Below are 20,745 nucleotides of genomic sequence, written 5' to 3'. Positions count from 1 at the left end.
GGCCGCGTCGGCGGGCCAGCCGCCCTGCGCGGGAGCCTGCGGCTGCTCGTCGCGGAACCAGCCCTCGGGCGCCGCCGGCTGCTGCTGGGCCGGCACCGGCGGCAGGTACGCCGTCTCGGCGGCCGCCGCGGAGGGCGCACCGCCCCCGGTGGCGTCCGGCCACGGCACGGCCCCGCCGGGGGTCTGCCCCCACTGCCCCTGCGGAGCCGGGGCCTGGGCCTGGGCCTGCGCCTGCGCCGGGGCGGCCGGCTGGCCGGGCACCGAGCCCAGCGGCGGCTGCACCGGCTGGTAGCCGGTCTCCCAGGTGTCGGCCTGCCAGGTCTGGGTGGAGTACGGGTCCTGCTCGGCGGCCTGCTGCCGCTGCTGCCGCTGCTGTTCTTCGGGAGTGCTCATCGGTTTCCGCTCACCCGCCCGCGAACGGCGGGAGCACCTCGACGGTGCCCCCCTCGGTCAGCAGGACGGCATCGTGCGGGCGCTTGCCCACGGGCTCGTCGTTCACGAGGAAGGAGCAGCGCTGCAGGACCCGGGTGAGTTCCCCCGGATGGCGGTCCCGCACGGCGTCGAGCGCCTCGGCCAGTGTGTGCGCCGAGTACGGCTCCTCCGCCGTCTCGGCCGCGGCTTTCGCCGCCGCCCAGTAGCGGATGGTTCCGGTTGCCACTGCAGCTCCTATCGGTCGGCTCCGTCGGCTCTCTACCGTCGGCCTCCATGATGACCCCTCCGGCCCGTCACCCCGGCGTGCCTCAGCGCGCCGTCCGTGCGCCCGGAGGCCCCGCAGGACCGGTCGGCGGACCGCTCGATCCGGCGAAACCAGGGCATACGCAGGAGGAAGGCGTGGCGCGAACCACAGAATGCGGTGCACGGCAGCCCTCGGCCCCGAAAGGGCCGGTGGGCTATTCTGGCGGCGTAGAGGATCCGGGCAACGTAGCCCCCGGGTCCTTTTGTGCTTTCAGCACGTTGAACGGACCGAGAACAGTGGTATCCGTCCGGACCCCAGGGCGCGGGGGCCGAGGCGGGTGCCAGGCAAGGCGTACGAAGCAGTACCACGCACGTCCTCGACGGGACCGAGGAGGAACCGACGTGATGGACCAGCGAAGCAAACAGGAGCACGGCCGCCCGAACCGGGCAGGTGGCCGGGCATGAGCTCTCTCCTCCTGTTGACCAATGCCCTGCAGCCGTCGACCGAGGTGCTGCCCGCACTCGGCCTGTTGCTGCACAACGTCCGGGTGGCCCCCGCCGAGGGACCGGCCCTGGTGGACACCCCCGGCGCGGACGTGATCCTCGTCGACGGCCGCCGCGACCTGCCGCAGGTGCGGTCGCTGTGCCAGCTGCTGCGGTCCACCGGACCGGGCTGCCCGCTGATCCTGGTGGTCACCGAGGGCGGCCTCGCCGCCGTCACAGCCGACTGGGGCATCGACGACGTACTCCTCGACACCGCCGGCCCCGCCGAGGTCGAGGCGCGGCTGCGGCTGGCCACCGGCCGCCAGCAGCTGGGCTCGGACGACTCTCCCATGGAGATCCGCAACGGCGACCTGTCGGTCGACGAGGCGACGTACAGCGCGAAGCTGAAGGGCCGGGTCCTGGACCTCACCTTCAAGGAGTTCGAGCTGCTGAAGTACCTCGCCCAGCACCCGGGCCGGGTCTTCACCCGCGCCCAGCTCCTCCAGGAGGTCTGGGGCTACGACTACTTCGGCGGCACCCGGACGGTCGACGTCCACGTACGGCGGCTGCGGGCCAAGCTCGGCCCGGAGCACGAGTCCCTGATCGGTACCGTCCGCAACGTCGGCTACCGCTTCGTCACCCCGGAGAAGGTGGAGCGCGCGGCCGCCGAAGCCGCGGCGAAGCAGGCATCCGGAAAGGGCGCGGGGCAGGCCCCGGCACAGGCCGCGGACCTTACGAGCGGACCCGTAGCCCGTTCGGAGGAAGCTCCTGTGACCATCCAGTCGGCCAAACACCCTGCCCAGAGGTAGGTCACCCCGCGTAGACTGCCGCGCGTGGCCAAGGTGACGCGGGATGACGTTGCACGACTTGCGGGTACGTCTACCGCCGTCGTGAGCTACGTCATCAACAACGGACCCCGGCCGGTCGCCCCGGCCACGCGCGAGCGTGTACTCGCCGCGATCAAGGAGCTCGGGTACCGGCCCGACCGCGTGGCCCAGGCCATGGCGTCCCGCCGGACCGACCTCATAGGCATGATCGTCCCCGACGCCCGCCAGCCGTTCTTCGCGGAGATGGCGCACGCGGTCGAGCAGGCCGCCGCCGAGCGCGGAAAGATGGTCCTGGTCGGGAACTCCGACTACCGGGACGAGCGCGAGGTCCACTACCTGCGCGCCTTCCTCGGCATGCGGGTGTCGGGGCTGATCCTGGTCAGCCAGGGCATGAGCGAGCGCGCCGCCTCGGAGATCGACGCCTGGGACGCGCGGGTGGTACTGCTGCACGAGCGGCCCGAGGCGATCGACGACGTCGCGGTCGTCACGGACGACATCGGCGGCGCGCAGCTCGCGACGCGGCACCTGCTGGAACACGGGCACGAGTACGTCGCCTGCATCGGCGGCATCGAGAACACCCCCTCGGTCGGCGACCCGGTCGCCGACCACGTCGAGGGCTGGCGCCGGGCCATGCTGGAGGCCGGGCGGTCGGTCGAGGGCCGGCTCATCGAGGCCCCGTACAACCGCTACGACGCCTACCGGGTCGCCCTGGAGGTCCTGGCCCGGCCCGACCGGCCGACGGCGATCTTCTGCGCGACGGACGACCAGGCCATCGGGGTGCTGCGCGCCGCGCGCGAGCTGCGCATCGACGTCCCCGAGCAGCTGGCGGTGGCCGGCTTCGACGACGTCAAGGAGGCGGCCCTGACGGACCCGCCGCTGACGACGATCGCCTCGGACCGCCCGGCGATGGCCCGCGCGGCGGTGGACCTCGTCCTGGACGACGCCCTCCGCGTGGCCGGCTCCCGCCGTGAGCGGCTGAAGCAGTTCCCGTCGGCCCTGGTGATCCGCCGCAGCTGCGGCTGCCGGTAGGAGCCCCCGACCCCCGCCGGCCACCGCTCACGCGGCTCGGCCGAGCCGTCGGCGCGCCAGGTCCTTATATCCGGCATACACGGTTCTGTCGGGCTTCTCAGCCGGGACTCAGAAAGCTCTCATGATCCGCGGGCAGGGTCGTGGACATGACCGAGAGCTTCCGCCGCGAAGGCGAGTACCCGAACGAGAACGGCCCGGCCCAGAGCGCGCCCTTCGGGGACGACTGGCAGCGGGGGCGCGAGCGGCTGGCGCGGGACGCCGGGGCCGGGGCCTATCCGCCGCCGCCCTCGTACCCCCCGGCCGCCGCCCCGGCTCCCGGCTGGCACGAGGCGCACCAGCCGCCGGTGATCCAGGGCGAGACCGTCCCGGCCGGCGGCAGCGGCGGGAACGGCGGGTGGAACACCTGGGGCTCCGCCGCCCCCGCCGGCCCCGCGCACGCGGCCCGCGCCAAGCGGCCCGTCGCGCTGCTCGCGGCCGTCGCCCTCGCGGCGGCCGTGGTCGGCGGCGGTACGGCCGTCGCCGTGCAGCAGTTCCTCGGGCAGGCCGGCGCCGCCGTCGGCGGCGTCAACGGCACCAACGTCTCGCAGTCCAGCAACGGCACCGTCTCCGGCGTGTCCGAGCAGGTGAGCCCGTCCGTCGTCCGCATCGACACCCGCACCGCCTCCGGCCAGGGCACCGGCTCCGGCATCGTGCTCACCGCCGACGGCGAGATCGCCACCAACAACCACGTCATCAACGGCGCCTCCGAGATCCAGGTGACGATGAGCGACGGGAAGAAGTACAACGCCAAGGCGGTCGGGACCGACCCCGGCAAGGACCTCGCCCTCGTCAAGCTCCAGGGGGCCAGTGGGCTCAAGCCCGCCAAGCTCGGCGACTCCGACCGGCTCAAGGTCGGCGACCAGGTCGTCGCCATCGGCTCCCCCGACCGCCTCACCGGCACCGTCACCAGCGGCATCGTCTCCGCGCTGAACCGCGAGGTGAACGTGCCGAAGTCCGAGGACCGCCAGCAGCAGAGCCCGCAGCGGCAGCGCGGCGGCGGCTGGCCGTTCTCGTACGACGGTCAGCAGTTCAACGGTGACACCGGCTCGGACACCACCTCGTACAAGGCCATCCAGACCGACGCCTCCCTCAACCCCGGCAACTCCGGCGGCGCCCTCTTCAACATGAACGGCGAGATCGTCGGCATGCCCTCCGCGATCTACTCGCCCTCCAGCGACGGCGCCGGCGCCGGGAGCGTCGGCCTCGGCTTCGCCATCCCGGTCAACACGATCAAGGCCGACCTCGACTCCCTCCGCAAGGGTGGCAGCGGAGGCGGCGGGAGCAGCCGGAACGGCGGCTCCGACAGCAGCGGCAACGGCTTCGGCATCTCCTTCTGACACCCTGGGACGTGCCGCGCGCACCGACCACCACCCCTGGGGGACCCCGATGGCTGCACCCACCGCGACCGGCGCCGAAGGCGACCCGCAGCGGATCCTCGTCGTCGACGACGAGCCGGCCGTACGCGAGGCCCTGCGCCGCAGCCTCGCCTTCGAGGGGTACGGCGTACGGACCGCCGTCGACGGGCTCGACGCCCTCGACCAGGCGGCCGCGTACGCCCCCGACCTGATCGTCCTCGACATCCAGATGCCCCGGATGGACGGGCTGACGGCCGCCCGCCGGCTGCGCGCCTCCGGCAGCGTCACCCCGGTGCTGATGCTGACCGCCCGCGACACCGTCGGCGACCGCGTCACCGGCCTCGACGCGGGCGCCGACGACTACCTCGTCAAGCCGTTCGAGCTGGACGAGCTCTTCGCCCGCGTCCGCGCGCTGCTGCGCCGCAGCTCCTACGCCGTCCCCGCCGCCGGTCCGGAACCGGCCGGGGACGCCCTCGCCTTCGGTGACCTGCGCATGGACCTCGCCACCCGCGAGGTCACCCGGGGCGGGCGCCCGGTGGAGCTGACCCGTACGGAGTTCACCCTGCTGGAGATGTTCCTGGCGCACCCGCGCCAGGTGCTGACCCGCGAGCAGATCCTCAAGACGGTGTGGGGCTTCGACTTCGAGCCCAGCTCCAACTCCCTGGACGTGTACGTGATGTACCTGCGCCGCAAGACCGAGGCGGGCGGCGAGCCGCGCCTGGTGCACACCGTGCGCGGGGTCGGGTACGTCCTGCGAGCGGGCGAGGGCGGGCCCGAATGACGGGTCCGGCCGCCAGGTTCCGCGCGTTGCCGCTGCGCTCCCGGCTGGCGCTGCTGGTCACCGTCGCGGTCGCGGTCGCCGTCGCTGCGGTGGCGGGGGTGTCCTGGGTGATGGTGCGGGCGCAGCTGAACGACCAGCTGAACCAGTCCCTGGTGGCCACCGACCCCAGCGAGCAGGTGCTCCGCACCCTGCGCGAGGGCTGCACGCTGCGCCCGCCGCCGAACCAGATGGACATCGCCGGGGACCTGAACGCGACCGTGCAGATCGTCACCGCCGAGGGCGGTCGCTGCTGGGTGAGCGGGCGCACGGACCTGCCCGCCACCCAGATCGACAAGGACGTCGCGGCCGGCCGCATCACCGGCAGGCTGCACGACGCCACCACCGCCGACGGCGACAGGATGCGCGTCTACACGATCGGCCGGCGCCTCACCACCGGCGGGCCGACCTTCGGGATCTCCATCGCCAAGCCCCTCGCCGACATCGACAAGCCCCTGTCCACCCTGGCCTGGGTGCTGCTCCTGGTCTCCGGCATAGGGGTCGTGGGCGCGGGTGCGGCCGGCCTGTGGGTGGCCCGTACGGGGCTGCGGCCCGTGGACGAGCTCACCGGGGTCGTCGAGCACGTGGCCCGCACCGAGGACCTGACGGTGCGGATCCCGGACGAGGGCGACGACGAGATCGCCCGCCTGTCGCGGTCCTTCAACGCGATGACCGCCGCGCTCGCCTCCTCCCAGGAGCGCCAGGCCCAGCTGATCGCGGACGCCGGGCACGAGCTGCGTACGCCGCTCACCTCGCTGCGCACCAACATCGAGCTGCTCGCGCGCAGCGAGGAGACCGGCCGGGCCATCCCGCCCGAGGACCGCAGGGAGCTGCTGGCCTCGGTCAAGGCGCAGATGACGGAGCTCGCCGCGCTGATCGGGGACCTCCAGGAGCTGTCCCGCCCGGACGCGGCCCCGCACGCCCCGCTCGGGGTGGTGGCCCTGCACGAGATCGCCGCCTCGGCGCTGTCCCGGGCCCGGCTGCGCGGACCCGAGCTGCGGTTCGGCTCCGCCCTGGAGTCCTGGTACGTACGGGGCGAGGCGGCGGCGCTGGAGCGGGCGGTGGTCAACCTGCTGGACAACGCCGTGAAGTTCAGCCCGCCCGGCGGTGCGGTCGAGGTCTCGCTGCGCGCGGGCGAGCTGACCGTACGCGACCACGGGCCGGGCATCCCGCCCCAGGACCTCCCGTACGTCTTCGAACGGTTCTGGCGCTCCGAGTCGGCCCGCGCCCTGCCCGGCAGCGGGCTGGGCCTGTCCATCGTGGCCCGTACGGCCGCCCGCTCGGGCGGCAGCGCCGAGCTGCGCGCGGCCGCGGACGGGGCGGGCGGCACGGAGGCGGTCCTGCGCATCCCGGGCGCGCCGACGCCGCCGCCGTCAGTTGTGCCGGATCAGTGAGGCGACCAGGCCGGAGCGGGTGTTCGGGAAGTCCATCGGGACGATGCCGAGGCCGGTGCGGCCGGCCAGTTCGGCGCCGTCGACGAAGCCGTGGACCTGCGGGTTCAGCCGGTCGGAGTTCCAGCGCGGGGGCATGTACGCGGCGGTGCTGACGTAGTTGACGAAGAGCTTTCCGGGTTCCCGGACGGCCTTGCGGAAGTGGTCCTCGATGCGGCCGCGCTTGGCGAAGGGCTCGGTGTTGTAGTCGTCCTGGATGGCGAAGACGCCGCCGTCGCCGTAGCGCAGGCCGGGCAGGCCGGCGTTGTCGGCGAGCAGGACGACCCTGCCGCGGGCCTGGCCGAGGGCGGGCAGGGTGTCGGAGATCCGGAAGAGCGGGCGCCAGCCGCGGTTGTCGAGGTAGTCGTCGAAGACGGCGCGGAAGGTCGCGTCGGAGTCGGAGGAGTACTCCTGCTTTACCCGCATCAGGACCGTCTCCGAGGGGTGCGCGGCGAGGAAGTTCCGGCAGGCGTCGAGGACGTCGCCGAACATCAGGTCCTGGAAGAACGAGCCGTGGTGGATGGCGAACGAGCCGCCCGTGACCCGGCAGCGGACGTCGAGGAAGCGGATGCCGGAGTCGAGCTGCTGGGCGATGGAGGTGTTCTGGCAGGCGACGTAGAGGCCGCCCTTGGTGGCTCCGGAGTCGTGGGTGCCGGGGACGGTCATCCGCTGGAGGGCGGTGGAGTCGGCGAGTCCGGCCATCCAGTCCTGGGTGCCGAGGGCCCTCGCGGAGGCGGGGGCCGCGGAGGCCGGTGCCGCCGCGCCGAGTCCGAGGAGCGCGCCCGCGCCCACCGCCGTGGCCCCGGCGAGGAAGGCCCGCCGGTCCAGTGCCGTGCCGCCCGCGCCCGTACCCGCGCCCGTACCTCTGCCCATGCCCATGCCCCGCCCCTTCGCCGACCCGGTGATGGGACCGGATTATGGCGTGCGGGACCGGTTTTTACTACCCGTCGGTAGGTGCGGGCTCTTCCAGCAACTCGGCCATCCTGCGCAGCCCTTGGGCGAGCTCGGGCCCCGTCGGCGCCTGCTCGGGGTCGGTCAGGGCCTGCACCATCACCCCGCTCAGCAGCGCGAGGTGCACCGACCCGAGGGCCCGTACGTCCTCGTCCGTCACCGCCTCCTCGGACACCCCGGCCAGGTGCGCGGCCACCATCCGCCGGGAGCGGCGCTGCCCCTCGGCCAGGATCGACAGCAGCTCGGGCGAGGACTGGGCGTGCACGAAGGCCTCGATGTTGGCGGTCCACAGCCAGCGCATGTCGAGGAAGTCCCGGATCTTGCGGTCCCAGGTGTCCGCGTACCGCTCCGCCGCGGTGTCGCCCTCCCCCGCGAGCCGGCCGGAGCCGGCGGCCCAGTCGTCCATCGCGGCGAACAGCGCCTGGTTGAGCAGCGCCTCGCGGGACCCGAAGTGGTAGCCGATCGCGGCCATGCTCACCTGCGCCGCCGAGGCGATGTCGCGCACGGTCGTGCGCGAGTAGCCCTTCTCCTCAAGGCAGCGGCGCGCGCCGGCCAGCAGGTCCTCGCGATTTCCCATGCTCCGGATGGTATCCGCGCCCCCTCGGCCAGGATTAGGGCAAGCGCGCAAGACGTGCGTATTGCACGCTTGCCCAAACACTGGCAGGGTGATGCCCGTAACCACCGCAGGCAACGAAAACGGGGAGATACGAACCATGCGCGACACGCTGAGCATCGACGGACGCACGCTCTCGTACCTGGACTTCGGCGGCACCGGCCGGCCGCTCCTCGCCCTCCACGGCGGCATGTCCGAAGCCGCCGCCTTCACCGGCCTCGCCGCCGCCCTGGGCGACGAGTGGCGGGTCATCGCCCCCGACCAGCGCGGCCACGGCGACTCCGACCGCGCCCCGCACTACCGCCGCGACGGGTACGTCGCCGACGCCGTCGCCCTCCTCGACCACCTCGGGCTCACCGAGCCCGTCACCCTCCTCGGCTACTCCCTCGGCGGCACCAACGCCTACCACCTGGCCGCGGCCCACCCCGACCGGATCGGCGCCCTGATCGACGTGGACGCCACCGTGGCCATCGACATCCCCGCCGGACCGCAGTGGTTCGACTTCCTCCACGGACTCCCGTACACCGCACCCACCCGCGAGGAACTGCTCGCCGACGTCGGCCCGGCCGCCCTGCCGTTCGTCGCCGATGCCCTGCGCCCGCTCCCCGACGGCAGTGGCTGGCGGCTGCCGTTCCACGGGCAGGACATGCTCGACTCCATCCACGCCTGCGCGGGCGACCACTGGGACACCTGGACCGCGAGCACCTGCCCGGCGCTGCTGATCCACGGCAGCCGCAGCCAGGCGCTCACCCAGGCCGTGGCCGACGCGATGGTGAGCCGGCGCCCGGGGACCTCGTACACGGCCCTGGAGGGCGACCACTTCCTGCCCTTCACGGACCCGGAGGGGTTCCACGCGGCCGTCGGCAAGTTCCTGGCGACCCTCTAGCAACGCGCCGAGGGGGCGGCGGGCCGAATCCGGCCCACCGCCCCCTCGGGGACGTGCTGCTTACCGCGTACTACTTGACGACCGTGATGCGGTCCGCCGCCGGCGGGGCGATCGGGGCCGCCGCCGTCGACTTCGCCAGGTAGGCGTTGAAGGCGTCCAGGTCGGACGCGCCCACCAGCTTGTTCTTGTGCTCCTTCAGCACGGTGAAGCCGTCGCCGCCGCCCGCGAGGAACTCGTTCATCACGACCCGGTAGGTCTTGGCGGGGTCGATCGCCGCGCCGTTCAGCTTCACCGAGTCCACGACGATGCGGTCCGCACCCGTCTTCGTCATGTCCAGGGTGTAGGTGAAGCCCTTCGAGACCTGGAGGATCTTCGGGTTGGCGCCGTTGACCGGGCCGGTCACCTGCTGCTGGAGCGCGGTGATCAGCTGCGCGCCGGTCAGGTCCACGATGTTCATCAGGTTGTTGAACGGCTGGACCGTGTACGACTCGCCGTACGTCACGACACCGTCGCCCTCGTCACCCGCGGCCTTGTAGGCCAGGTCGGCACGGATGCCGCCCGGGTTCATGATGGCCAGCTGCGCGCCGCCCTTGTCCGCCGGGGCCGTGGCCTCCAGCTGCGCGTCGGCGATCAGGTCGCCGAGCGGCTTCTCCGGCGCCTCCGAGCCGCGGCCCGGGATGTCGGCGGAGATGTAGCCCATCGGACGGTTCGCCACCGGGGCGGCGAGCGCCTTCCAGCGGGTGATCAGCTCGGACATGTCCGGAGCCTTCGGCTGCTCGCGGCCGACGACCTTGTTCACCGGCTTCGGCGACTTGGCCGGCGTACGGACGATGTCCTTCGTGGCCCGGTCGTACGTCAGCGTGGTGTCCGTGAACAGCCGGCCGTACGAGGCGGCCGAGGTGACCGTACGCGGGTTGCCCGCCGGGTCGGGGATGTTGCACGAGTACGCCTGGTGGGTGTGGCCCGTCACCAGCGCGTCGACCTTCGGGTCGACGTTCTTGGCGATGTCGACGATCGCACCCGAGATGCCCGCGCCGGCGCCCGGCACGTCGCAGTCGTAGTTGTACGCGCCGCTCGCGGGCAGACCGCCCTCGTGGATCAGCGCCACGATCGACTTCACGCCCTGCTTGTTCAGCTCGGCGGCGTACTTGTTGATCGTCTCGACCTCGTCGCCGAACTTCAGGCCCTTGACGCCCTCGGCGGTGACGACGTCCGGAGTGCCCTCCAGGGTGACGCCGATGAAGCCGATCTTCACGTCCCCCTTCTTCCAGATGAAGGTGGGCGACATCATCGGACGCTTGGTCTTCTCGTCCGTCACGTTCGCGGCGAGGTACTGGAACTGCGCACCGGTGAAGGTCTTGCCGTACTCGAAACAGCCTTCAGTCGGGTGACAACCGCCGTACGCCATCCGGCGCAGCTCGGTCTTGCCCTCGTCGAACTCGTGGTTGCCGACGCTCGACACGTCGAGGTTCAGCTTGTTGAGCGCCTCGACGGTGGGCTCGTCGTGGAAGAGACCGGACAGCATCGGGCTGCCGCCGATCATGTCGCCGGCCGCGGCCGTGACGGAGTACTCGTGGCCCTTGCGGGCCTCGCGCAGGCTGGTGGCGAGGTACTCGACGCCGCCTGCGGGTATCGCCTTGGTGGTGCCGTCTGCCTGACGTTCGCTCACGGTGCCGGACGAGCCCTGCGGGGGCTCCAGCGTGCCGTGGAAATCGTTGAACGAGAGCATCTGTACGTCGACGGTGCGGCCCTTGGGAGGCGTACCGCCACCACTCGCGGCACCGGCCGGCAGTGCGGCGGCGACCATCGCGCCGGCACCCGCCGTGAGGGCGAGAGCGCCGAAGGTCAACCGGCGGACCGTACGGGGCCGTTGTGGCTTCGCTGACATTTATTCCCCTTTGTGGACAGCGAGACAACATTTGGGAGGTGCCTCGCAGCCTATGGTCAACGCGCGTAGCACGACAGGGGGTAGCGGGTTGCGAGCTGGTTACGCGCGGCCGTCGGGCGGCGGCGCCGTAGGCTCGGAACATGACTGACGCAGCAGCGGCCCTGGAGCCGGGACGGCAGATTGAGATCCTCGACGAGCTGACGGAGGAGCAGGCCGACTCCGTACTGGAGCTGATCGGGGAGGCGGCCCGCACCGACGGCACCACCGCCGTCTCCGAACAGGGCCGCCTCCAGCTGCGCGGCGGACCGCGCGAGGGCATCCGGCACTTCCTCCTCACCGACGGCGGGCGGCTGTGCGGGTACGGGCAGCTGGAGGACACCGACCCGGTGGAAGCCCCCGCCGCCGAGCTCGTCATCCACCCCGCCCTGCGCGGCCGCGGCCACGGCCGGGCCCTGGGCACCGCCCTGCTGCACGCCTCCGGCAAGCGGATCCGGGTGTGGGCGCACGGCGGGAAGTCCGCCGCGCGGCACCTCGCGCAGGTGCTCGGGCTGACCCTCTTCCGCGAACTGCGGCAGCTGCGCCGCCCCCTGGGCCCCGACGCGCCGCCGCTGCCCGAGCCGGCACTCCCGGCCGGGGTGACCGTCCGCACCTTCGTCCCCGGACAGGACGACACCGCCTGGCTCGCCGCCAACGCCGCCGCCTTCGCCCACCACCCGGAGCAGGGCGCGCTGACGCAGCGGGACCTGAACGACCGGATCACCCAGCCGTGGTTCGACGCCAAGGGCTTCTTCCTCGCGGAGCGGGAGGGCGAACTGGTCGGCTTCCACTGGACGAAGGTCCACGCCGAGGAGCAGCTGGGCGAGGTGTACGTGGTAGGAGTCCGCCCGGGCGCCCAGGGCGGCGGCCTGGGCAAGGCCCTCACCGCGATCGGCCTGCGCCACCTGGCGGAGTCGGGCCTGCCGACGGCGATGCTGTACGTCGACGCGGACAACCCGGCGGCACTGGCGGTGTACGAGGGCCTGGGCTTCACGACGCACGAGATCGACCTGATGTACCGCACGGAGAGCTGAGGTCTTCGGGGGGGGGTGGGCGGTCGGCGGTGGGCGGTGGTTGCCCACCCGCCTCCCCGGGTGCGGGGCGGGGTGGCCGGGGAGCGGTAGCCCCTGGGGCGGTCTCACAGCCGGTTTGGGGGTTTCCCGTCAGTCCCATCGTCCTTCCGTGTCGGGCCGGTCCCTCAAGGGCGCTCCCTTCGGTCGCGTCACTGCGTGATCGCCTTCGGCGACCCTTGACCGACCGTCCCGCCCCGGAAAGCCGAAAGACTGCCGGGAAACCCCCAAAAGAACGGCACGGTCGATGGTGGGAGGGACGGGTCTCTCAGCGATGAGGCGAGGGGACGGGCCATGCCCCGCCGGGCATCCGGGCCCTCAGCGTTCGAGATTCCGAACCAGGGGCGCGGCTACCCGCACCACATGACGACCGGAGCAGCGCGGGCGCGCGTGGGCGCGTCAGATCGCTACGCGCTTCTCAGATCTCGGCGACCGACGGCCGTCTTGAGGCTGGTCTGAAGCAGTTGAAATCCGTCGTGGCTTCGCACGTGGGGGCCGTCGACGTCGAGGGCGTCCAGGAGTCGGATGGCGTAGACCTCGGACATCCGCTCGACCACCTCGTCGGGTGTGAGCCACTGGACTGCCGTGCTCTCGCCAGAGAGGCGTTCTGTGCGAGTTCACCATCGCCGTCACCAACGTCGAACCCGTCTACGACCAGCCCAGGACGGCCGCCGGCCGCCAAGATCACAGAAGCGCGTAGCGATCTCATGCGCCCATCCGCTGCCCACAGCGCTCTGATCAGCATGTGGTGCGGGTATCAGCCACAGGCGGTCGGCGGACGCTGAAATCCGAGGAGCGCGTAGCGATCTGCTGCGCCTGGGGGCTCCCCGGGCCGCTCTGGTCAACATTTGGTGCGGGTGGTCGCGCCCCTGGTCCGGAATCGGGGACGTGGGGCCCGGATGCCCGGCGGGCCGGGGCCCGCCCCCTCGCCTCATCGCTGAGAGACCCGTCCCTTCTCCTTGGACCGTGCCGTTCTTTTGGGGGTTTCCCGGCAGTCTTTCGGCTTTCCGGGGCGGGACGGTCGGTCAAGGGTCGCCGAAGGCGATCACGAAGTGACGCGACCGAAGGGAGCGCCCTTGAGGGACCGGCCCGACACGGAAGGACGATGGGACTGACGGGAAACCCCCAAACCGGCTCTGATCCGGCCCCGCAGGAACCCCGCCCACCGGCCCCCGCCCCGCGCCCGGAGCCGGGTGGGCAGCCACCCCCCGGCCCCACCCCCTCGGGGGGAGACAGCGGGCCCGCGCCGCAGGCCCCGTACCCCCGCCCACCCCCGTACCCACCCCCGTACCCGCCCCCCGCCCCGTGCACCAGGCGGAGACAGGAAGCCATACGCCATTAACCGGGCATTCAGACGCGCTTGCGAGTCTCGCGACATGCAGCCCCGACTCCGTCTGACGGCAGACACTTCCGACGCGCCTGTCCTGCCGCGTGCGCGGAAGAATGGAGTCATGAGCCACCAGCCCAGCGCAGGCCCCACCGAGGTCCCCGCCCAGCACACGTCTCACTCCCCCGCAACCGGAAGCGGCAGCGGCAGCGGCAGCGGCAGCGGCAAGGCCGACGGCGACGCGAAGCCCCGCCTCGGTTCCATAGCCGCCCACCGGCCCCACACCGCCCGCGTGACCGGCCACGTCGACCTCGATCCCGACCTCGACGCCGATCTGGACGCCTACGAGGACAAGGACGACAGCGGCGAGCTTCCCGCGAACCGCTTCCTCGACCGGGAGCGCAGCTGGCTGGCCTTCAACGAGCGGGTGCTCGAACTCGCCGAGGACCCCGCGACCCCGCTGCTGGAGCGCGCCAACTTCCTGGCGATCTTCGCGAGCAACCTCGACGAGTTCTTCATGGTCCGCGTCGCCGGCCTCAAGCGCCGCATCGCGACCGGCGTCGCCACCCGTTCGGCCTCAGGCCTCCAGCCCCGTGAGGTGCTGGACCTGATCTGGACCCGCTCGCGCGAGCTCATGGCCCGGCACGCCGCGTGCTTCCAGCACGACATCGCCCCCCAGCTCGCGGAGGAGGGCATCCACCTCATCCGGTGGCCCGACCTCACCGAGAAGGAGCAGGCCCGCCTCTTCACCCTGTTCCGCAACCAGATCTTCCCGGTGCTCACCCCGCTGGCCGTGGACCCCGCGCACCCGTTCCCGTACATCTCCGGCCTCTCCCTCAACCTGGCCGTCGTCGTGCGCAACCCCGTCAGCGGCCACCGCCACTTCGCCCGCGTCAAGGTGCCGCCGATCCTCTCCCGCTTCCTGGAGGCCTCCCCGCAGCGCTACGTCCCCCTGGAGGACGTCATCGCCGCACACCTGGAGGAGCTGTTCCCCGGCATGGAGGTGCTCGCCCACCACATGTTCCGGGTGACCCGCAACGAGGACCTGGAGGTCGAGGAGGACGACGCCGAGAACCTCCTCCAGGCCCTGGAGAAGGAACTCATGCGGCGCCGCTTCGGCCCGCCCGTGCGCCTGGAGGTCGAGGAGTCCATCGACCCCGGCGTCCTGGACCTCCTCGTGCAGGAGCTGAAGGTCAGCGCCGCCGAGGTGTACCCGCTGCCCGGCCCGCTCGACCTGACCGCCCTCTTCGGGATTGCCTCGCTGGACCGGCCCGAACTGAAGTACCCCAAGTTCGTCGCCGGCACCCACCGCGACCTCGCCGAGGTGGAGTCCGCGTCCGCGCCCGACATCTTCGCCGCGCTGCGCGAACGCGACGTGCTGCTGCACCACCCGTACGACTCCTTCTCCACCTCCGTCCAGGCCTTCCTGGAACAGGCCGCCGCGGACCCGGACGTCCTCGCGATCAAGCAGACGCTGTACCGCACCTCCGGCGACTCCCCGATCGTGGACGCGCTGATAGACGCGGCCGAGTCCGGCAAGCAGGTGCTCGTCCTCGTCGAGATCAAGGCCCGCTTCGACGAGCAGGCCAACATCAAGTGGGCGCGCAAGCTGGAGGAGTCCGGCTGCCACGTCGTCTACGGGCTCGTCGGCCTCAAGACGCACTGCAAGCTCTCCCTCGTCGTCCGCCAGGAGGGCGACACCCTGCGCCGCTACAGCCACGTCGGCACCGGCAACTACCACCCCAAGACCGCCCGCCTGTACGAGGACCTCGGCCTGCTCACCGCCGACCCGCAGGTCGGCGCGGACCTGTCCGACCTCTTCAACCGGCTGTCCGGCTACTCCCGCCGCGAGACCTACCGCCGACTGCTGACCGCCCCCAAGTCCCTGCGCGACGGGCTGATCTCGCGCATCGACAAGGAGGCCGACCACCACCGGTCCGGCCGCCCGGCGTCGGTCCGGCTGAAGATGAACTCGATCGTCGACGAGGCCCTCATCGACTCCCTCTACCGGGCCTCCCAGGCGGGCGTCCCCATCGACATCTGGGTGCGCGGCATCTGCGCCGTACGCCCCGGCGTCCCCGGCCTGTCGGAGAACGTCCGGGTCCGCTCGATCCTCGGCCGCTTCCTTGAGCACTCCCGGGTCTTCGCCTTCGGCAACGGCGGCGAACCCGAGGTGTGGATCGGCAGCGCCGACATGATGCACCGCAACCTCGACCGCCGCATCGAGGCGCTGGTCAGGGTCACCGACCCGGCCCACCGCGCGGCACTGGACCGGATGCTGGAGACCGGCATGTCCGACGCCACCTCCTCCTGGCACCTGGGCCCGGACGGCGAATGGACCCGGCACAGCACCGACGCCGAAGGCCAGCCGCTGCGGCACGTACAGGAGATGCTCATAGACGCCCGGAGGCGCCGGCGTGGCTCTGCCAAACCATGACGACCTGACCGCAGGTGACGTGCTCGGCGTCTACCTGCGCTCCCAGGCCACCGCTTTCCTGCGCGCGCTGCGCCTGCACGACGCGGGCGCGGCGGGCGGCTCCGCCGCCGACTCGGCGGAGAGCGGCGAGGCGGCGTACGGCCTGCGGGGCGCGGCGCGCCGGATCGCCGGATCGCTGAGTACGTTCCGGGCGGTCACCGAGTCGCGCTGGGCGGACTCGCTGCGCACCGAGCTCGTCTGGCTGTCGTCCACGCTGGCCGACGAGCACGCGTACGCCGCCCGGCTGTCCCGCCTGATGGAGGCCCTGCAGCGGCTGTCGGGCTCCCCCGACCTGCCCTCCCCGCGGGGCGGCGGGGCGGGCTCCTCGGGCGCCCTCACGGTGGGCTCGGCGCGGGCGGGCGCCCTGCTGGAGCGGCAGCTCACGCTGGCGCGCACGCGGGCGCACTCGGCCACCCTCCAGGCCCTCGGGTCGGCCCGCTTCCACGCGGTGGCGGACGCGGTGGCGGTGCTGGCCTCGGAGGTCCCGCTGGACCCGGTGGCCGGGCGGGGCCGGGTCGGGGACGTGCTCGAACCGCTGGCGGAGGTCACCGGGACCCGCCTCGCGGGGGCCGTGTCCGCCCTTCCCGCCGCGCAGGGCACCCCGTACGCGGCGCACGAGGACGCCTCCTGGCACGAGGTACGCCGGCTGCTGCGGGTGCACCGGTACGCGCGGGAGGTGCTCGGCGGGGACGTGGCCCGGCTCACGGCGGCGGGCGAGGCGCTGGACCTCCACCGGGACGCCTCGGAGGCCGCCACCGCCTCGGCGACGGCCGCCCGCACCCCGCGCATCGCCCCGGCGACCGCGTACGCCCTGGGCGTGCTGCACGCCGACCAGCGCCACGCGGTGGAGGCGGCCCGCCTGTCGTTCCACCACATCTGGCACCCCGTCCCGGCCACCTCCTGAGGGCTGTCCCGCGCCGCGGCCCACCGCTGCGCGGAGCCCCCTGCCCGCCCTTCCACCGTTCCCCGGGGCTGCCCCGGACCCCGTTGCGCTCGATCGCCGCGCGGGCTGGGTTCGCGCTGCGCATTCCAGCCCCCGCTGCGTTCGAGGCGCTGGGAGCCCAGGGGTCCGGGGGGCGGAGCCCCCGGAAGGGGGGTTCGGGGCGCGGCCCCGGGGAAGGGGCGAAAGCGGGGCGGGCCACCGGCGGAATCCGGCCACCCCGCCCGGCCTCCCGCCCGGCCGGGGCAACGGCTCCGCGATGGTAACGGCGGCATAACGGGCGGATAACGCCCGATTGCGCCCGGGTGCAAACCACCCCATCCGCACCGGGCCGTCCGCCATGGTTCACCCCCCGTTCACCAAGCGCGGTCGACCGCTTCACCTGTTCTGCCTAATTTCGGTAGCGCACGGTGCGAGCCGATCGGGAAAACACGGCGCCGCACCACCAAAGCCCCGTAGTCCTCTTCGCACGCCGCCCCGATACAGAAAGCGGCCGGCGGCCCCTCGGAAGGAACACCCGAAAGTGAAGCTTCAGCGCAAGAACCGGCTTCGTGCCTCCGCCCTCGGGGCCCTCGTCGTGTCCGGCGCCCTGGTCCTCACGGCGTGCGGCTCGGACGACAACACGAAGACCGGTGCCGACGGCACCCCGAAGGCCTCGGCCGCGGCCCCCGGCGACGTCAAGTGCGACGGCGCCAAGGGCAAGCTCCTCGCCTCCGGCTCCTCCGCGCAGAAGAACGCGGTCGACCTGTGGGTGAAGAACTACATGGCCGCCTGCTCCGGCGTCGAGGTGAACTACAAGTCCTCCTCCTCCGGTGAGGGCATCGTCGCCTTCAACCAGGGCACCGTCGGTTTCGCCGGCTCGGACTCCGCGCTGAAGCCCGAGCAGGTCGAGGAGTCGAAGAAGGTCTGCACCGGCGGCCAGGGCATCAACCTGCCGATGGTCGGCGGCCCCATCGCCCTCGGCTTCAACGTCTCCGGCGTGGACAAGCTGAACCTCGACGCCGCCACGCTCGCCAACATCTTCAACGACAAGATCAAGAAGTGGGACGACGAGGCGATCAAGAAGCTGAACCCCGGCGTCGCGCTTCCCCCCACCGCCATCCAGGCCTTCCACCGCTCCGAGGACTCGGGCACCACCGAGAACCTGGGCAAGTACCTCAAGGCCGCCGCCCCTGACGCCTGGTCCTACGAGGCCTCCAAGAAGTGGCCGGCCCCCGGTGGCCAGGCAGCCTCCGGCTCCGCCGGTGTCGCCTCCCAGGTCAAGGCCGTCGACGGCGCGATCGGCTACTTCGAGCTCTCGTACGCCACCTCGCAGAGCATCAAGACGATCGACGTCAACACCGGCGCCGGCACCCCGGTCAAGGCCACCCCGGAGAACGCCTCCAAGGCCATCGCCGCCGCCAAGGTCGCCGGCACGGGCTCCGACCTGGCCCTGAAGCTCGACTACACCACCAAGGCCGAGGGCGCGTACCCGATCGTCCTGGTCACCTACGAGGTCGTCTGCGACAAGGGCAACAAGGCCGAGACCCTCGGCACCGTGAAGTCCTTCCTGGAGTACACCTCCTCGGACGCGGGCCAGAAGGTCCTGACCGAGAACGGCTACGCGCCGATCCCGGCCGAGATCAACACCAAGGTCCGCGAAGTCATCAAGTCGCTGGCCTAGTCCCAGCCCTCCCGGCCCGGGGCGATCCGCTGATCGGCCCGGGGCCCGGGACCTCCCCCTCCACCCGGGGGAAATCCGGTGCACCGCCGCCAGGGGGCCCGCCCCCCACACAGACCGGAAAGACCATGGCTTCCACCACACCCACCCACATAGACGCGGCTCCGCCGGTCTCCAAGAGCGGAAGGTCCACCGGCCGCGCCGGTGACAAGATCTTCGCCGGGCTCTCCAAGGGCTCCGGCGTCCTGCTCCTGGTGATCATGGCGTCGATCGCCGCCTTCCTCACCTACCGGGCCACCCTCGCCCTGTCGAAGAACCAGGGGAACTTCCTCACCACCTTCGACTGGAACGCGTCGGCCAACCCCCCTGTCTTCGGCATCGCCGTCCTGCTCTTCGGCACCGTCGTCAGCTCGGTCATCGCGATGGCCATCGCGGTTCCGATCGCCGTCGGCATCGCCCTGTTCATCTCGCACTACGCGCCGCGCAAGCTGGCCTCGCCCCTCGCCTACGTGGTCGACCTGCTGGCCGCCGTGCCGTCGATCATCTACGGCATCTGGGGCGCCCTCTTCCTGGTGCCGCAGCTGAACGGGCTGAACCTCTGGCTCGACGAGTACCTCGGCTGGACCTACGTCTTCGACAAGACCCAGGTCGGCGTCGCCCGCTCGCTCTTCACCGTCGGCATCCTGCTCGCGATCATGATCCTGCCGATCGTGACCAGCGTCAGCCGCGAGGTCTTCCTCCAGGTCCCGCGCATGAACGAGGAGGCCGCCCTGGCCCTCGGCGCGACCCGCTGGGAGGTCATCCGGATGTCGGTGCTGCCCTTCGGCCGCTCCGGCGTCATCTCCGCCTCGATGCTCGGCCTCGGCCGCGCCCTCGGCGAGACCATGGCCGTGGCCACCGTCCTCTCCCCGAGCTTCCTCATCTCGCTGCACGTCCTGAACCCGGGTGGCGGCACCTTCGCGCAGAACATCGCAGCGAAGTTCGACGAGGCCAACGAATTCGGCCGTGACGCGCTCATCGCCTCCGGCCTGGTCCTCTTCCTGCTCACCCTGCTGGTCAACGGCGCAGCGCGCCTGATCATCGCCCGTCGCAAGGACTTCTCGGGGGCGAACGCCTGATGAGCCACGCACTCCAGGACCAGCGCCCCGTCCGGGCCCGCAAGTCCTCCTCCCCCTCCGGCCTGACCCGCGGCGGCCTGCCCCGCTGGGCGCCGGCCGGCACCGCCGTCGCCTCCGCCGCGCTCGGCACCGTCATCGGCCTCGTCTTCGACCTGCACAGCAAGGTCCAGTGGGGCCTGATCGCGGCCCTGCTGTTCGTCGGGATCACGTACACCTCCAGCGCGGTCGTCGAGAACCGCCGCCAGGCCAAGGACCGCGTCGCGACCTCCGTCGTCTGGGTCTGCTTCGTCCTCGCGGTCGTCCCGCTGTTCTCGCTGATGTTCACCACGATCAGCCGCGGCATGAAGGTCCTCGACGGGGACTTCCTGAGCCACTCCATGAACGGCGTGACCAGCTTCGAGCAGGGCGGCGGCGTCTACCACGCCCTCCTCGGCACGCTGGAGCAGGTCGGCCTCGCCACCCTGATCGCGGCGCCCATCGGCCTGCTGACCGCCGTCTACCTGGTCGAGTACGGCAAGGGCAAGCTCGCCAAGGCCGTCACCTTCTTCGTCGACGTGATGACCGGCATCCCCTCCATCGTCGCGGGCCTGTTCATCCTGACGACCTGGAACCTGATGCTCGGCTTCGGCCCCTCCGGCTTCGCCGGCGCGATGGCCCTGTCGATCCTGATGATGCCGGTCGTGGTGCGCTCCACCGAGGAGATGCTCAAGCTCGTCCCGAACGAGCTGCGCGAGGCCGCCCTGGCCCTCGGCGTGCCGAAGTGGCGCGTGATCCTCAAGGTCGTGCTCCCCACCGCTATCGGCGGCATCTCCACCGGTGTCATGCTGGCCGTGGCGCGCATCGCCGGCGAGACCGCGCCGATCATGCTGCTGGTCTTCGGCTCCCAGCTCATCAACGGCAACCCCTTCGAAGGCGCCCAGTCCTCGCTCCCCCTCTACATCTGGGAGCAGTACAAGGTCGGCAGTGAAGCCTCCTACGACCGGGCATGGGCCGCTGCGCTCGTCCTGATCGCCTTCGTCATGATCTTGAACCTGGTGGCCCGCGGAATCGCGCGCTGGAAAGCCCCGAAGACCGGCCGCTAGGTATCGACTTTGCGGCTCCGCCGCGTGTGACCCCCTGAAAGCG

At 71.9% G+C, this 20,745-nt stretch carries 16 protein-coding genes and 1 pseudogene; 12 read left to right on the top strand and 5 right to left on the bottom strand.

Going from position 1 to position 20,745, the window contains the following annotated elements:
* Nucleotides 1-403 precede the first annotated feature (403 nt).
* Nucleotides 404-658: a MoaD/ThiS family protein gene (locus tag ACZ7IF_RS21120; RefSeq protein ID WP_361608620.1), complete on the bottom strand. Its 255-nt coding sequence runs from the start codon at nt 656-658 to the stop codon at nt 404-406.
* A 478-nt stretch (nt 659-1,136) separates the two neighbouring features.
* Here ACZ7IF_RS21120 and ACZ7IF_RS21115 point away from each other — a divergent pair, with 478 nt between their 5' ends.
* The 5 genes from ACZ7IF_RS21115 to ACZ7IF_RS21095 all read left to right on the top strand — a co-directional run bounded on the left by ACZ7IF_RS21115 (nt 1,137) and on the right by ACZ7IF_RS21095 (nt 6,619).
* On the top strand, nt 1,137-1,967 hold the full coding sequence (locus tag ACZ7IF_RS21115; RefSeq protein WP_470973387.1) for a response regulator transcription factor: 831 nt from the start codon (nt 1,137-1,139) through the stop codon (nt 1,965-1,967).
* A 24-nt stretch (nt 1,968-1,991) separates the two neighbouring features.
* The gene (locus tag ACZ7IF_RS21110) at nt 1,992-3,014 is read left to right on the top strand and encodes a LacI family DNA-binding transcriptional regulator (protein WP_007265470.1); all 1,023 of its coding nucleotides are present in this window, start codon (nt 1,992-1,994) and stop codon (nt 3,012-3,014) included.
* 146 nt (nt 3,015-3,160) lie between these two features.
* On the top strand, nt 3,161-4,390 hold the full coding sequence (locus ACZ7IF_RS21105) for a S1C family serine protease (protein WP_470973382.1): 1,230 nt from the start codon (nt 3,161-3,163) through the stop codon (nt 4,388-4,390).
* A gap of 49 nt (nt 4,391-4,439) precedes the next feature.
* Entirely contained in the window at nt 4,440-5,189 is a 750-nt protein-coding gene (locus tag ACZ7IF_RS21100) for a response regulator transcription factor (protein ID WP_470973378.1), read from the top strand.
* Nucleotides 5,186-6,619, top strand: a complete 1,434-nt coding sequence (locus ACZ7IF_RS21095; protein ID WP_470973375.1) for a sensor histidine kinase — start codon at nt 5,186-5,188, stop codon at nt 6,617-6,619. Before ACZ7IF_RS21100 ends, ACZ7IF_RS21095 begins: the two co-directional genes overlap by 4 nt.
* On the opposite strand, the gene ACZ7IF_RS21090 is transcribed toward ACZ7IF_RS21095, so the two are convergent.
* Both ACZ7IF_RS21090 and ACZ7IF_RS21085 read right to left on the bottom strand, forming a co-directional pair.
* Nucleotides 6,599-7,534, bottom strand: coding sequence for a phosphatidylinositol-specific phospholipase C (locus tag ACZ7IF_RS21090; protein ID WP_470973372.1), 936 nt, complete (start codon nt 7,532-7,534; stop codon nt 6,599-6,601). The genes ACZ7IF_RS21095 and ACZ7IF_RS21090 overlap by 21 nt on opposite strands.
* Before the next feature lie 61 nt (nt 7,535-7,595).
* Nucleotides 7,596-8,183 (bottom strand): TetR/AcrR family transcriptional regulator, encoded by a 588-nt coding sequence (locus tag ACZ7IF_RS21085; protein WP_470973370.1) that lies wholly within the window; start codon nt 8,181-8,183, stop codon nt 7,596-7,598.
* A gap of 136 nt (nt 8,184-8,319) precedes the next feature.
* On the opposite strand from ACZ7IF_RS21085, the gene ACZ7IF_RS21080 reads away from it, so the two are divergent.
* Complete coding sequence (locus ACZ7IF_RS21080; RefSeq protein ID WP_470973367.1) at nt 8,320-9,105, top strand: alpha/beta fold hydrolase; 786 nt, start codon at nt 8,320-8,322, stop codon at nt 9,103-9,105.
* Nucleotides 9,106-9,175: 70 nt separating this feature from the next.
* Here ACZ7IF_RS21080 and ACZ7IF_RS21075 read toward each other — a convergent pair whose 3' ends face one another.
* Complete coding sequence (locus ACZ7IF_RS21075) at nt 9,176-10,993, bottom strand: bifunctional metallophosphatase/5'-nucleotidase (protein ID WP_470973364.1); 1,818 nt, start codon at nt 10,991-10,993, stop codon at nt 9,176-9,178.
* 140 nt (nt 10,994-11,133) lie between these two features.
* Between ACZ7IF_RS21075 and mshD the strand changes: the two genes are divergently transcribed.
* On the top strand, nt 11,134-12,063 hold the full coding sequence (gene mshD, locus ACZ7IF_RS21070) for a mycothiol synthase (RefSeq protein WP_470973359.1): 930 nt from the start codon (nt 11,134-11,136) through the stop codon (nt 12,061-12,063).
* 443 nt (nt 12,064-12,506) lie between these two features.
* On the opposite strand, the pseudogene ACZ7IF_RS21065 reads toward mshD, so the two are convergent.
* Nucleotides 12,507-12,710 (bottom strand): annotated as a pseudogene (locus ACZ7IF_RS21065) (hypothetical protein); the annotation flags it as partial.
* An 840-nt stretch (nt 12,711-13,550) separates the two neighbouring features.
* Here ACZ7IF_RS21065 and ACZ7IF_RS21060 point away from each other — a divergent pair.
* The 5 genes from ACZ7IF_RS21060 to pstA all read left to right on the top strand — a co-directional run bounded on the left by ACZ7IF_RS21060 (nt 13,551) and on the right by pstA (nt 20,702).
* A complete protein-coding gene (locus ACZ7IF_RS21060; protein ID WP_470973356.1) occupies nt 13,551-15,863 on the top strand; it encodes an RNA degradosome polyphosphate kinase in 2,313 nt (770 codons plus the stop codon).
* Nucleotides 15,844-16,806: a CHAD domain-containing protein gene (locus tag ACZ7IF_RS21055; RefSeq protein WP_470973353.1), complete on the top strand. Its 963-nt coding sequence runs from the start codon at nt 15,844-15,846 to the stop codon at nt 16,804-16,806. The genes ACZ7IF_RS21060 and ACZ7IF_RS21055 overlap by 20 nt, the downstream gene beginning before the upstream one ends.
* Before the next feature lie 559 nt (nt 16,807-17,365).
* Nucleotides 17,366-18,505 carry a phosphate ABC transporter substrate-binding protein PstS gene (gene pstS, locus ACZ7IF_RS21050; RefSeq protein WP_470973350.1) on the top strand — a complete coding sequence of 380 codons (1,140 nt, stop codon included), beginning with the start codon at nt 17,366-17,368 and terminating at the stop codon, nt 18,503-18,505.
* 125 nt (nt 18,506-18,630) lie between these two features.
* The gene (gene pstC / locus ACZ7IF_RS21045) at nt 18,631-19,620 is read left to right on the top strand and encodes a phosphate ABC transporter permease subunit PstC (RefSeq protein ID WP_470973346.1); all 990 of its coding nucleotides are present in this window, start codon (nt 18,631-18,633) and stop codon (nt 19,618-19,620) included.
* Complete coding sequence (gene pstA / locus ACZ7IF_RS21040; RefSeq protein ID WP_470973343.1) at nt 19,620-20,702, top strand: phosphate ABC transporter permease PstA; 1,083 nt, start codon at nt 19,620-19,622, stop codon at nt 20,700-20,702. Before pstC ends, pstA begins: the two co-directional genes overlap by 1 nt.
* Nucleotides 20,703-20,745 lie beyond the last annotated feature (43 nt).

This window comes from Streptomyces sp. NPDC037421 (genome assembly GCF_055602105.1).
This window is presented reverse-complemented; position numbering and strand designations above follow the sequence as displayed.